The organism is Litoreibacter sp. (assembly GCF_058136045.1).
On the sequence record NZ_JBYVDD010000008.1, the window covers coordinates 267,811 to 280,842 of the forward strand.

Annotated in this window: 11 protein-coding genes; 10 read left to right on the forward strand and 1 reads right to left on the reverse strand. The window is 54.8% G+C overall.

What is annotated here, in order from left to right:
- The first annotated feature begins 142 nt into the window (after positions 1 to 142).
- From AC3Y7R_RS13420 to rpoD, 9 genes are all read left to right on the forward strand, one after another.
- Positions 143 to 1,618, forward strand: coding sequence for a pilus assembly protein TadG-related protein (locus AC3Y7R_RS13420; protein ID WP_490042556.1), 1,476 nt, complete (start codon positions 143 to 145; stop codon positions 1,616 to 1,618).
- Positions 1,615 to 2,187 carry a TadE/TadG family type IV pilus assembly protein gene (locus AC3Y7R_RS13425; protein WP_490042557.1) on the forward strand — a complete coding sequence of 191 codons (573 nt, stop codon included), beginning with the start codon at positions 1,615 to 1,617 and terminating at the stop codon, positions 2,185 to 2,187. Before AC3Y7R_RS13420 ends, AC3Y7R_RS13425 begins: the two co-directional genes overlap by 4 nt.
- A complete protein-coding gene (locus AC3Y7R_RS13430; protein ID WP_490042558.1) occupies positions 2,184 to 2,765 on the forward strand; it encodes a TadE/TadG family type IV pilus assembly protein in 582 nt (193 codons plus the stop codon). Before AC3Y7R_RS13425 ends, AC3Y7R_RS13430 begins: the two co-directional genes overlap by 4 nt.
- 109 nt (positions 2,766 to 2,874) lie before the next feature.
- Positions 2,875 to 4,128: a sarcosine oxidase subunit beta family protein gene (locus AC3Y7R_RS13435; RefSeq protein ID WP_490042559.1), complete on the forward strand. Its 1,254-nt coding sequence runs from the start codon at positions 2,875 to 2,877 to the stop codon at positions 4,126 to 4,128.
- Positions 4,129 to 4,137: 9 nt separating this feature from the next.
- Complete coding sequence (locus tag AC3Y7R_RS13440) at positions 4,138 to 4,410, forward strand: sarcosine oxidase subunit delta (RefSeq protein ID WP_490042560.1); 273 nt, start codon at positions 4,138 to 4,140, stop codon at positions 4,408 to 4,410.
- Entirely contained in the window at positions 4,407 to 7,316 is a 2,910-nt protein-coding gene (locus AC3Y7R_RS13445) for a sarcosine oxidase subunit alpha family protein (protein WP_490042561.1), read from the forward strand. The genes AC3Y7R_RS13440 and AC3Y7R_RS13445 overlap by 4 nt, the downstream gene beginning before the upstream one ends.
- Positions 7,309 to 7,842, forward strand: coding sequence for a sarcosine oxidase subunit gamma (locus tag AC3Y7R_RS13450; RefSeq protein ID WP_490042562.1), 534 nt, complete (start codon positions 7,309 to 7,311; stop codon positions 7,840 to 7,842). Before AC3Y7R_RS13445 ends, AC3Y7R_RS13450 begins: the two co-directional genes overlap by 8 nt.
- An 88-nt stretch (positions 7,843 to 7,930) precedes the next feature.
- Positions 7,931 to 9,898, forward strand: coding sequence for a DNA primase (gene dnaG / locus AC3Y7R_RS13455; RefSeq protein ID WP_490042563.1), 1,968 nt, complete (start codon positions 7,931 to 7,933; stop codon positions 9,896 to 9,898).
- A 119-nt stretch (positions 9,899 to 10,017) separates the two neighbouring features.
- On the forward strand, positions 10,018 to 11,994 hold the full coding sequence (rpoD, locus tag AC3Y7R_RS13460) for an RNA polymerase sigma factor RpoD (RefSeq protein ID WP_490042564.1): 1,977 nt from the start codon (positions 10,018 to 10,020) through the stop codon (positions 11,992 to 11,994).
- 49 nt (positions 11,995 to 12,043) lie between these two features.
- Here the strand turns inward: rpoD and AC3Y7R_RS13465 are convergent, their stop codons facing one another.
- Complete coding sequence (locus AC3Y7R_RS13465) at positions 12,044 to 12,361, reverse strand: TraR/DksA family transcriptional regulator (RefSeq protein ID WP_490042565.1); 318 nt, start codon at positions 12,359 to 12,361, stop codon at positions 12,044 to 12,046.
- A 157-nt stretch (positions 12,362 to 12,518) separates the two neighbouring features.
- Between AC3Y7R_RS13465 and AC3Y7R_RS13470 the strand changes: the two genes are divergently transcribed.
- Positions 12,519 to 13,016, forward strand: coding sequence for a hypothetical protein (locus AC3Y7R_RS13470; RefSeq protein ID WP_490042566.1), 498 nt, complete (start codon positions 12,519 to 12,521; stop codon positions 13,014 to 13,016).
- Positions 13,017 to 13,032: the final 16 nt, after the last annotated feature.

Genomic DNA, 13,032 nt, shown 5'->3' on the forward strand with positions numbered 1-13,032 from the left:
TTAAAAGTTGCTGAAATACCCTATTAACCGCCTCATTTTGGCCAAAATTCGTCAAATTCTAGCCACAGTGCTCTGACTTATTTGGTGTTGGGCGAATTACGCCGAAGGCATTGACGTGTTGTTGCGTCAGGGAAGGGCAGTCATGAGTGACATGCATAAAAACATTGCCGAATCCGCTAATGGCGCAAATCGCGCTGTTGGTATCATTGGCCAAGTAAAAGAGCGGCTAGTAGGCCGTACGCGTGGCTTTGCCCGTGAAGAACATGGCACGATGATCATTTTCGGATTAACCATTTTCATTATGGTGATGGTCGCAACAGGTATGGCCATCGATTTTATGCGTCATGAAAATATGCGCACCCGCTTGCAGGCGACGCTGGATCGCGCAATTTTGGCTGCTGCTGATCTGGATCAGACAAATGACCCCCAAGAGGTTGTCGAGGATTACTTCGCCAAGTCCGGTCTGGAAAACTATGATCTGGATGTTGATGTACAAGAGGGGCTGAACTACCGCACCGTTACCGCGAGCGCGTCTAGCGAAGTGAACAGCATGTTCCTGAACATGGTTGGCATCGAGAGTATCGATGCCCCAGCTAGTGGTGCCGCAGAGGAGCGGATCAACAATGTTGAAGTGTCACTTGTCCTCGATATTTCCGGCTCTATGGAAGACAATGACAAGCTCGAAAACATGCAAGCGGCTGCGAATGAATTTGTTGACGCGCTGATCACACCCGACACGGATGAATTGATCTCAATCTCCGTGATACCTTACACGGGTCAAACCAATGCTGGTCCGACGTTGTTTAATGCGATCAATGTGAATCAAAAGCACGGCTATTCTTTTTGTGTAGAATTTGATGCATCTGACTTTACGACTGTTCCGCTGAACTTCAGCAAACAGTATCAGCAGATGCAGCACTATGAGTATTCCAACGCGAATTATGGCTCTTGGGCGAATTACAAAATTCAAAACCCATGGTGCTCTGACAAGCCAGAGGAAACAATTAAGCCGTTCCAAAACAATGGCGTGACGTTGAAGTCGACCATCAATTCATATGAGCCGCGTACGGCGACAGGCATTCACTACGCTATGAAATGGGGCGCGGCACTTCTTGACCCGACTTTGCGTGGCACGGTGAATGGCATGATCGCTTCGGGTGATGTGGATGGCGCGTTCCTTGGGCGTCCGGCAGACTATGATGATGAGGAAACAGCCAAGGTTATCGTCTTGATGACTGATGGGATGAATGTGAACCAATATCGCATCAAAAGCTGGGCATATAACTCGGATTCTGAGTACCGCCACTGGGCCAGATATACCTTGTGGTACTACTTGCAGCGCTATGTCTATCACCACCGCTACAATGACTATTATCACAAGACGATGACTTCCAATCAGGCGGATGTCTCCCTGGCGAACATTTGCCAAGCGTCGCGCGACGCAGGAATCGTGATCTTTACCATCGGGTTTGAGATTACAAACAACCCTTCGGCATCGACCGTGATGCACAACTGCGCGACATCTGACAGCCACTTCTTTGCGGTGGAAGGTGTTGAAATTAGCAATGCGTTCGGGGCTATCGCCCGCACCATTAACCGGTTGAGGTTGATCCAATGACACATACTAGGAAGTCTTCATGGTTGGGTAAGTCCTGGCGCCGCCTTATGGGGCGCGAGGATGGCAATGCCACAATCGAGTTTGCCATTTTGTTCCCTGGCTTCATGTTGGTGTTCATGTCGATCTTTGAGGTCGGGATGCTGATGACACGCTACATGATGTTTGACCGGGCACTGGATGTGACTGTGCGTGAAGTCCGCTTGTCGGAAAATCGCAACTTCACATTGAACCAAGTGAAAACTGCGTTATGTGCGCAAACCGTTATTTTGCAAAACCATTGCATGGATGATCTGACGTTAGAAATGGTTCGCCTGACCGCAAATGATGCGGGTGGGTCGAACTGGGTATTTCCGCAGGGTGATACGCCGTGCCGGAATTATCCGCAGAATATTACGCCAACGACTGCATTCTCGCCGAGCACTGCGAATGACGTCATGTTCGTGCGGGCTTGTATGTCGATTGAGCCATTTTTCCCGACAGCGGCGCTGGGTGAATACTTGACCCGCGATAGCGGCGGGCGGCTGAATATGATTGCTATGTCGGCGTTTTCTGTGGAGCCAAACCAATGAAACAGATATTACAAATCAGCCTGGCATCCGTCGCGCAGTTTGTCCGTGATACCCGTGCCTCGGCTACCGTTGAGGCTGTGTTGGTCTTGCCCTTATTGCTTGCATGGTTCGTGGGCAGCTTCGTGTTCTTTGACGGGTTCAAAAATCGTAACTCTGCGCTGAAGGCGACCTATACCATCGGGGATATTCTGTCTCGGAGGATGCAAGCTATTGATGCGGATTATGTAAATAGCCTGCAAGATCTCTATGACGCGCTGGCTTACACCTCAGGCAGTTCGGCCCTTCGGGTCACCAGCCTGACTTGGAGTGGTAAGAAACACCGGGTTCTTTGGTCCGCGTCGTCGAAGAATACTTTGACAGTGCAAACCAATGATACGGTTAAGAAATCGGCGTTTAAAAACCGTATTCCTTTGATGGCTGTGGGCGAGACCGTCATCCTTGTCGAGAGCTTCACCGATTATAACCCTGCCTTTAACGTGGGCTGGAGCAGCCGTGTGTTCGAGAACTTTGTCGTGACATCGCCGCGCTTTGCCTCTTGTTTGCCGTGGGATACAGGGAACAACATCCCGTCTTGTTAAACGGGATCGGGCGATATTGGTCGCCAGTATACAAAACAATGTCGGGCAGGGTCTTTCGCTCTGCCCGTTTTGCTGTTTCTCTAGCCCGTGACGATCACGGGAGAAGCAGATGGGCTATAATGCCTTCCAAGTCCTGAAACAGGGGCTAACTGGTAATAAAGGCTGGGGTCCAGTCTGGCGCGATCCAGAACCTAAACCTGAATATGATGTCATTATCATCGGTGGTGGTGGGCATGGGCTGGCGACGGCTTATTACCTCGCCAAAAACCACGGCATCAAAAACATCGCAGTTCTAGAGCGCGGCTATCTTGGTGGCGGCAATATTGGTCGCAACACCACTATCGTGCGCGCCAATTACTTCCTGCCCGGCAATTCCGAGTTCTATTCCCACTCGCTCAAACTGTGGGAAAACATGGAGCGTGACCTGAATTACAACACCATGCATTCCGGGCGTGGGCTGATTAACCTGTTCCACTCCGACGGCCAACGTGACGCCTTCGCACGACGCGGCAATATGATGCGCAACCAAGGTGATGACGCTATCTTGCTGGACCGCGAAGGCGTGCGTAAACACCTGCCTTACCTCGATTTCGAGAACCACCGCTTCCCCGTCTATGGCGGCCTCTACCACCCGCGCGGCGGCACGGCGCGCCATGATGCGGTCGCTTGGGGCTATGCGCGCGGCGCCGATCAACTTGGCGTTGACCTGCTTCAGCAATGCGAAGTCACGGGCATCGACGTGAAAGACGGCGTGGTGCAAGGCGTGCAAACCTCGCGCGGTGCCATCCGGGCCAAGCGCGTTGGCATCGTCGTCGCAGGCCGCTCATCCCAAGTTGCTGCCATGGCAGGCCTAGAGGTCCCGATCGAGTCCCATATTCTGCAAGCGTTTGTAACAGAAGGGTTAAAGCCCACCGTGGATCACGTTGTCAGCTTCGGCATGGGGCACTTCTACCTCAGCCAATCCGACAAAGGCGGCTTGGTCTTTGGCGGCGATCTGGACTTCTACGCCTCGTACGCTCAACGCGGCAACCTGCCGATGATGGAGCACGTGATGGAGGCCGGAATGTCGCTGGTTCCGGCGCTGGGCAAGGCCAAAGTGCTGCGCTCTTGGGGTGGGATTATGGATATGACGCCTGATGGCTCCCCGGTGATCGACCGCACCAAAATAGACGGGCTCTATATGGATTGCGGCTGGTGTTATGGCGGCTTCAAGGCGGTGCCAGCATCGGGCTGGTGCATGGCGCATTTGATGGCAAAAGACCAACCACATGAAGTCGCGCGCGCCTTTACATTTGATCGCTTCCGCACAGGTCACGGCCTGTTGGATGAAGAGGGCACAGGCTCTCAACACAACTTGCATTGAGGGACTGATATGAGACTAAATTGCCCCCTATGTGGCCCGCGTGACCGGCGTGAATTCTACTATCTCGGTGCCTCCGACTACCTTGAGCGCCCCGCTGAGGGCGATGTCGATGCCATGCACCGCTACCTGCATATCCGCGAAAATCCCGCAGGTGTGACCCGCGATCTGTGGCACCACGAGGCTGGCTGCTCTAGCTGGCTTCTGGTCGAGCGTAACGTCAGCACCCACGAAATCCTCAGCGTCAAACTAGCTGCTGAAATAGCCGCAAAGGGGGCATCATGAGGATTGATGGCAAAGGCTTAATTGATCGCAATAAACGCATCAGCTTCACGTTTGATGGCATGACTTATACCGGCTTCAAGGGCGATACGCTGGCCTCTACCTTATTGGCAAATAACGTAAAACTGGTGGGGCGGTCGTTCAAATATCACCGCCCGCGCGGTATCATGTCTGATGGGACGCAAGAGGCAAACGGGCTGGTCGAGCTGCATGATGGCACCCAAATCACCCCCAATATTCGCCTGACGGGCCAAGAATTGCGCAACGGACTGATAGCCAAATCGCAAAACCATTGGGGCAGCTTGGAATGGGATATTCTAGAGCTGAACGATCTGATCTCGCCGTTTCTCAGCGCTGGTTTCTACTACAAAACCTTCATGTGGCCCAAAGCGTTCTGGGAGAAAATATACGAGCCTATTATTCGCCGCGCGGCGGGGCTTGGTCGCTTGTCGATGGAAAACAACTCTGATCGCTATGACAAAGCCTTCGCGTTTTGCGATGTGTTGGTGATTGGCTCTGGCCCTGCTGGCATCATGGCCGCGATGACGGCGGCCAAAGCAGGCGCGCAGGTGATCATGGCCGAGGAAGATTTCATCTTCGGGGGGCGTCTGAACTCGGAAACCTACGATATTGACGACATGCCCGGCCATATCTGGGCGGCGGAACAGATAGCTAAATTGCGCGCCATGGATAATGTGCGCTTGATGAAACGCACCACCGTGACGGGGGCCTATGATGGCGGCACTTATGGTGCGCTCGAGCGGGTTTCGCATCATGTGCAACATGCTGGTGACGCGCCCCTCGAGACGTTTTGGCGCATCGTTGCCAAGGGCTGTGTTTATGCCGCTGGCGCGATGGAGCGCCCGATTGCGTTTCAAAACAATGACCGCCCCGGCGTGATGATGGCCAGCGCGCTGCGCGGATATCTCAACCGCTACGGTGTCGCGGCAGGCAAGCGCGTGGCGTTGTTTGGCAATAATGATGATGCGTTTCGCACCGCGCAGGATTTGGCGGCGGCTGGCGTGCATATCGCGGCCTATGTGGACAGTCGCACGGATGCGCAAATCAGCGGTGATTTTCCGATCTATAAAGGCGCGTATGTCACCAATGTGAAGGGGCGCAAACAACTCGAGGGCATCACGATATCTGGCGGTGTCGGTGATATCATGGCCGATTGTTTGGGTGTCTCTGGTGGCTACAATCCAACCTTGCATCTGGCGTGCCACATGAATGGTCGTCCGCAATGGAACGAGCAGATTGCCGCGTTTATTCCGGTGCCGGGCATGATCCCAGGCATGGAAGTTGCGGGTGCTGCTGGTGGCAGTTTCTCGACGCAGGCTTGTCTGAAATCTGGGATCTTTCGTGCCAAAGAGGTGCTCAAGGCGCTGGGTTTGAGTGCCCGCGCGCCTGCCTGCCCAAAAGCCGACGCAAGTCCGACGCATGTTTTACCGCTCTGGGCGGTGCCGGGAAAGGGTCGTGCATGGCTCGATTTTCAAAATGATGTGACGGTAAAAGACGTGAAACAAGCCGCGCAGGAGAACTTTAAATCTGTTGAGCATATGAAGCGGTATACCACGCAAGGTATGTCTCCGGATCAAGGGAAAAATAGTAATGTCAATGCATTAGCTGTTCTAGCTGATGCAACTGGGCGCGGCATTGCCGAGACCGGAACAACCACATTTCGTCCGCCCTATACACCCATAGCCATCGCCGCGATGGGCGCATATGCCCAAGGCATCGGCTTCGCCCCGCAACGCCTTATAACCACTGACAAAATCAGCCGAAACCTAGTCGCCCCCATGGTAGAAACCGGCCTTTGGTATCGCCCCAGCTACTTCCCGCGCGAGGGGGAAACGCATTGGCGCCAATCATGCGACCGAGAGGTCAATATGGTGCGCAACTCGGTCGGAATTACCGATGTCTCCACCCTAGGTAAAATCGACATTCAGGGGCCGGATGCAGGTAAATTTCTTGATTTTCTTTATATAAACACGTTTTCCACACTGAAACCCGGCAAGGTGCGGTATGGCATTATGTTGCGTGAAGACGGGCATGTGATGGATGACGGCACCACGGCCTGCATCGCTGAAAATCACTATGTTATGACCACAACCACCGCCGCCGCCGGACAGGTCATGCGCCATTTGGAATTCGTCTCCCAATGTTTGCGCCCCGATCTTGACGTGCAATTCATCTCGGTGACCGAGCAATGGGCCCAATTCGCCATAGCCGGCCCCCAATCCAAAACCTTACTAGAACAAGTCCTTGATAATGCTCTAAAATTACCCTTTATGGGCTGCGCAGAGGTCTCGGTCGCAGGCATTAAAGCGCGCTTGTTCCGCATCTCATTTTCGGGCGAGCACGCCTATGAATTAGCAATCCCTGTGCGCTATGGAGCTAGCCTTTTCAAAGGCTTGCTGGCCAAGGCTGAAGCGATTGGTGGCGGCGCCTATGGGATGGAAGCGCTGAATGTGATGCGTATCGAGAAGGGCTTTTTGACCCACTCTGAGATCCATGGCCGCGTGACAGCAGGTGATGTTGGCATGGGCATGATGATGTCCAAGAAAAAAGATTTTATCGGAAAAACCGCCGCGATGCGCCCCGGCTTAATCGAGGATCGCGAGGAAATGGTCGGCCTTAAACCTGTCGGCGCGGTCAAAGAATTGAATGCGGGTGCATTTTTGTTTGAGGTGGAGGATGACCCAAACCGAGAACATCAGCAGGGCTATACGACTTCCGTGGGGTTTTCGCCTAGCCTAGGGATGTTGGGTTTGGGCTTTTTGAAAGATGGGCGTGCGCGACATGGGGAGGTCATGAAATTGGTCGATCATTTGCGAAATGTCACGACGCGGGTGGAAATATGCCACCCTGTATTTTTGGACCCAGAAGGGAGCAAAGCCCGTGATTAATTTGGTTGCTAAATCTGCCGCTGAGAGCATGTTGCCACTGAGTGTTGGGGCGCTGTCCTTGAGCGAGATACCCGAGCGAGAGATGCATTCTATCGCGCCATTCAAGGTGGGGGGCGTGTCGGACGCATTGCAAGAGGCGGTGGGTGTTGGTTTGCCCGAGATTGGCTGCTCGGTTGCTAAGGGCAGCGTGCAGGTGCTTTGGGTTGCGCGGGGGCAGTACTTCTTGATCGGGGCGCTGCCGCCGAAATTGAGCGCGGCGATCTCCGGTCAATCCGACGCGTGGTGCGCGGTGTCACTGTCCGGCAAAGGTGCGCAAGACGTCATGGCCCGCCTTTGTCCGCTTGAGGTTTGTGCGATGGGTGAGGGCGATGTCGCGCGATCACTGATTGGGCATATGTCAGCGATTATTGTGAAGCGCGAGGCGGGGTTTGAGATCATGGTATTTCGCGCTTTTGCCAAGACTTTGGTGCACGAGGTGCATGCGGTGATGATGTCAGTTCAGGCGCAGGCGGATTTGCCCGATTGAGGGGCAGGGGGCTCGGGCGGGACTATTTTAGCCAAGATGAAGCCGGGGCCACTGGACTCTGGCGCGACGGGGCACGATATTCTGGTCTATGAGTTTACCACCCGGCTTCCTTGAAGAATTGCGCGAACGCACCTCCATCGTTCAGGTGGTGGGGCGCAAAGTCATGTGGGACACGCGCAAGTCCAATCAGGGCAAAGGTGACATGTGGGCGCCCTGTCCTTTCCACCAAGAAAAATCTGCCAGCTTTCACGTAGATGACCGCAAAGGCTATTACTATTGCTTTGGGTGTCAGGCCAAAGGCGACGCGCTGGGCTTTATTAAAGAGACCGAAAACGTGTCCTTCATGGAAGCGGTGGAAATCATGGCGCGTGAGGCTGGGATGACCATGCCCGCGCGCGATCCTCAGGCGCAAAAGAAGGCGGACCGGCGCACGCAGTTGATTGAGGTGATGGAGCAGGCAACGCAGTTCTACCGCTTGCAGCTCAAGACTGGCGCGGGTCAGATGGCGCGTGATTATATCAACAAGCGTGGGTTGTCGCAGCAAACACAAGACCGCTTTGATATCGGGTTTGCGCCAGACGGTTGGCAAAACCTGTGGGATCACTTGACCGCTAAAGGCGTGGCGGAGGAGTTAATCCTTGCCGCAGGTCTGGCCAAGGCCTCGACCAAAGGTGGCAAGCCCTATGATACATTTCGCAATCGCATTATGTTCCCGATCCGCGACCCGCGTAAGCGCTGCATTGCGTTTGGCGGCCGCGCGATGGACCCCAATGACAACGCCAAATACCTAAACTCACCCGAGACGGAATTGTTCGACAAGGGGCGCTCGCTCTATAATCACGGACCCGCGCGCGAAGCCGCTGGCAAGGGGCAGCCGTTGATCGTGGCCGAGGGGTATATGGATGTGATCGCGCTGGATGCGGCCGGGTTTGGCGCGACGGTGGCCCCGTTGGGGACTGCTATAACCGAGACGCAGTTGCAGCTGTTATGGCGCATCTCGCCCGAGCCGGTGATAGCCCTTGATGGCGATACGGCTGGCCTGCGTGCGGCGATGCGGTTGATTGATCTGGCTCTGCCGATGCTGTCGGCCCAGCAGTCGTTGCGGTTTTGCATTTTGCCTCAGGGGCTTGATCCCGATGATCTGGTGAAGACCCAAGGTGCGGATGCAATGCGCGCGCTGGTGGAGAACTCTAAGCCCTTGGTGCATCTGCTTTGGCAACGTGAAATTGAGGGCAAGAGCTTTGACAGCCCAGAGCGGCGCTCTGGCTTGGACCAGTCTTTACGCGCTGCTTTACAGAAGATCTCGGATGGTAATTTGCGCAGTCATTACGGGTATGAAATCAAACGGTTACGGGCTGAGTTGTTTGGCTTGAACCCCGCGCCTGTTGAGCAAAGAGAGTGGCAACCCAATCGCTCGCGCGGCCCATGGAAGGGTAAGGGGCGTTTTGGAGAGCGTGATATGGGCGGGGCTGTGGCCTCGACCAAAAGCTCGTTTTTGGGGCCGGATGGCGGGGCCAATGAGCACCTTCGCGAGGCGATGATATTGGCGGTATTGCTGGCGCATCCTGATTTGTTAACCCATGCCCTGTCTGATCTGGAGGTGCTGGATTTATATGGTGCGGACCACCGTATTATCTTGGCGGCACTGTTGCGCCACACCGATGAGGTCGATGCAAATCAATTGCGCCAAACCATTGAGGCCGAGATTGGCCCGGCACCTCTTGAAAAATTACGCGCGCTTCGCCATGTGCAGATAGCTCCGGCCACACAGGCGGGGGCTGACCCAAAACTTACACGGATGACCCTTGCGGAAGAACTGGCAAAACTAGAAGCGCGGCGCAGCGTCCAGCGAGAGATCGAGGATGCGGTTGAAGACCTCGCAGGCGTGGCTGATGAGGCGCTGACATGGCGCGTTGGCAAAGCGGCTGAAGCGCGGAATGCGTCGTTGCGTAGCGAAGGTGTCGAGGGCAGCGGGGATGGCGAAGATCGCGGCTCTATGTCGGAGTATTTGCAATCTTTGATTGATGGTAAAGTTTGGGTAAAGAAAGGGCAGTAAGCCTGTCTTAGAAACCGACGTGCGAATCACTATGATTCGCGCTATTGATTCGGGCAAGTTTGTGCGAATCATCACTGATTCACACGAATCACCCTTGCGGCGCTATTTAGGAGCAGTCCATGGCCAAAGACACTGACGACCAGAAGCAAGAGCGCGAGGATGCCGCCGCAGGCCTTGATATGAGCCAAGCCGCTGTTAAGAAGATGATCGCCGAAGCGCGGGTGCGCGGCTATATCACTTATGATCAGCTCAATCAGGTTCTTCCGCCAGAACAGGTTGCGTCAGAGCAAATTGAAGATGTGATGTCGATGTTGTCCGAGATGGGCATCAATATCATTGAGGAAGAGGAAGACGACGGTTCGACCAAGGATTTGGTCGAGGTGAACTCCACTAAAGATGTGGTGCTGTCGACCTCCACGACAGAAGTGCTTGACCGCACTGACGATCCGGTTCGCATGTATCTGCGTGAAATGGGCAGCGTTGAATTGCTGTCGCGCGAGGGCGAGATTGCCATTGCGAAACGCATTGAGGCTGGCCGCAATACGATGATTGCGGGGCTGTGCGAAAGCCCGCTGACATTCCAAGCGATTACAATTTGGCGCGACGAGCTGTTGTCCGAGGACATTTTGCTGCGTGACGTGATCGACCTTGAGACAACTTTTGGCGATACGCTTGAAGAAGAGAGTGAAGAAACCGAAGCCGTTGTTGCAACGCCTGCGGCTCCCGGTGCGGAGACGAAGGACGAGACCAAGCCCGAGCTAGACGCCGATGGCAACCCGATTGCCACTGACGATGACGATGATGACGACGAGGATGAGCAGGCCAACATGAGCCTTGCGGCGATGGAGGCCGCGTTGAAGCCGCGCGTGCTGGAAACCCTCGATATTATCGCTGATGACTATCTGAAGCTGGCCGATATGCAGGATTTGCGTATTTCGGCTGCGATCAATCACGACGACACATTTTCCAAGAAAGAGGAGAAGGCCTATCAGGCTTTGCGTTCTGAGATCGTGGAGATGGTGAACTCGCTGCACCTGCATAACAACCGGATTGAAGCGCTGATTGACCAATTGTACGGGATCAATCGCCGGATCATGTCCATCGACAGCTCCATGGTGAAGCTGGCCGACCAGGCCCGCATTAACCGCCGCGAATTTATTGAGGAATACCGCGGCTACGAGTTGGACCCGGGTTGGGTTGACCGGATTACGGCTAAGACTGGCCGCGGCTGGACTGCGCTGATCGAGCGGTCGCGCGAGAAAGTTGAAGATTTGCGCGCGGAAATGGCGCAAGTTGGCCAATATGTTGGCGTTGATATCACTGAATTCCGCCGCATCGTTCAGCAGGTTCAAAAGGGCGAGAAAGAAGCCCGCCAAGCCAAGAAAGAAATGGTCGAGGCCAACCTGCGCCTCGTGATCTCGATTGCCAAGAAGTACACCAACCGCGGGTTGCAATTCCTTGACCTCATCCAAGAGGGCAACATCGGCTTGATGAAGGCTGTCGATAAGTTTGAATATCGCCGTGGCTATAAATTCTCGACCTATGCGACGTGGTGGATCCGTCAGGCCATCACCCGCTCGATTGCCGATCAGGCGCGCACGATCCGTATTCCGGTGCATATGATCGAGACGATCAACAAGCTGGTTCGGACTGGTCGCCAAATGTTGCACGAGATTGGCCGCGAACCGACGCCGGAAGAGTTGGCCACTAAGTTGCAGATGCCGCTGGAGAAAGTTCGCAAGGTGATGAAGATCGCCAAAGAGCCGATTTCTCTGGAGACGCCAATCGGTGACGAGGAAGACAGCCAGTTGGGTGACTTCATCGAGGATAAGAATGCCGTGCTGCCGTTGGACAGCGCCATTCGTGAGAACCTCAAGGAAACCACGACCCGCGTGCTTTCCTCACTGACACCGCGTGAAGAACGCGTGCTTCGGATGCGGTTCGGGATCGGGATGAACACTGACCACACGCTTGAAGAAGTGGGTCAGCAATTCTCGGTGACGCGGGAGCGTATTCGCCAGATCGAGGCCAAAGCACTGCGCAAACTCAAGCACCCTTCGCGGTCGCGAAAACTGCGCTCGTTCCTGGATCAATAGAGACGATAAAGGCCGTATCATCCGATGCGGCCTTTTTACTTAGGGCACCTCAAGGGGCGCATTTGTGGCAAAAAGGCGTGTAAGGCAATAGGGCCAAACGCTCGGCACTGACGTCATCGCCGCAGGTCACGCAGTAGCCGAATTCGCCCTCTTTCATACGCGCCAAAGCGGCGTCGATCATGGTGATTTCGGTGGCGGCGCTATTGCCCAACCCCTCCAAGACCTCATCGGTTTCGCGCTCCACGGCCAGCTCCTCCCAGTCCTTGGAGTTATGTGCGTCCAGCTCGGCCTCGACCTCTTGGCTGCGCGCGACCAACTCAGCGCGGCGGGCCTGCAAGGTGGATTTATACTCAGCGATAGTGGTCATTAGGTGGTCCTCCTTTTGCGTGTAAGTCTATGTGCCCAACGGGTTGGAGGCCTTGATGAAGATCAAACCGATAAGTCGGGCAAAATCTGTAAAGTTTGCATGACCAAGTGAAATCGCGCAATTTGGGGTAATGAGTGTTTCATGAGGTTTGATCACGATGGGTTCTCAAGCAGGTTTTACGTTGGCCGCGATCATTTTTTCCTTTCCGGCCCTTGCAGATTGCCCGCAAGGGGCCGAGACGCTTTTGTCATGCACAGTATCGCAAGGCGCAAAGGCGCTAGAGTTATGCGCGGGGGACGGGGCTGTTTTGTACCGCTTCGGCAAGCTTGGTGGGCCAGCCGATCTGGAGTTGCTGCGCAGCACATCGAATATCGTCTACACCCCATGGCCGGGCATCGGCTCCTCGATCTGGGAGGTGGTAAAGATCGCCAACGGGGACTATTCGTACGAGGTGTATACCTCCTTCAACCGCGATCCGGGCAACCCGGATACAGAGGCGGGGGTAGAGGTCTCTCGGGGCGATGATATCATCGCCTCTGTGCGGTGCGACAAGGGCAGCCATACAGGCTTTATTGATAGCCTTGCCGAGCAGTTTCGCGCCGAGGGGCGGTGCTATGATTATTCGTCCCACACATGGGCGGGCTGCGCCGATTAGTGCGTTGGGCACTTGC

Bases quoted from the DNA above. Each gene is read 5' to 3' on its own strand.
- AC3Y7R_RS13435 (WP_490042559.1), top strand. From the start codon at position 2,875: ATGGGCTATAATGCCTTCCAAGTCCTGAAACAGGGGCTAACTGGTAAT.
- AC3Y7R_RS13470 (WP_490042566.1), top strand. From the start codon at position 12,519: ATGGGTTCTCAAGCAGGTTTTACGTTGGCCGCGATCATTTTTTCCTTT.
- AC3Y7R_RS13430 (WP_490042558.1), top strand. From the start codon at position 2,184: ATGAAACAGATATTACAAATCAGCCTGGCATCCGTCGCGCAGTTTGTC.
- AC3Y7R_RS13440 (WP_490042560.1), top strand. From the start codon at position 4,138: ATGAGACTAAATTGCCCCCTATGTGGCCCGCGTGACCGGCGTGAATTC.
- rpoD (WP_490042564.1), top strand. From the start codon at position 10,018: ATGGCCAAAGACACTGACGACCAGAAGCAAGAGCGCGAGGATGCCGCC.
- AC3Y7R_RS13420 (WP_490042556.1), top strand. From the start codon at position 143: ATGAGTGACATGCATAAAAACATTGCCGAATCCGCTAATGGCGCAAAT.
- AC3Y7R_RS13445 (WP_490042561.1), top strand. From the start codon at position 4,407: ATGAGGATTGATGGCAAAGGCTTAATTGATCGCAATAAACGCATCAGC.
- AC3Y7R_RS13465 (WP_490042565.1), bottom strand. From the start codon at position 12,361: ATGACCACTATCGCTGAGTATAAATCCACCTTGCAGGCCCGCCGCGCT.
- AC3Y7R_RS13425 (WP_490042557.1), top strand. From the start codon at position 1,615: ATGACACATACTAGGAAGTCTTCATGGTTGGGTAAGTCCTGGCGCCGC.
- dnaG (WP_490042563.1), top strand. From the start codon at position 7,931: ATGAGTTTACCACCCGGCTTCCTTGAAGAATTGCGCGAACGCACCTCC.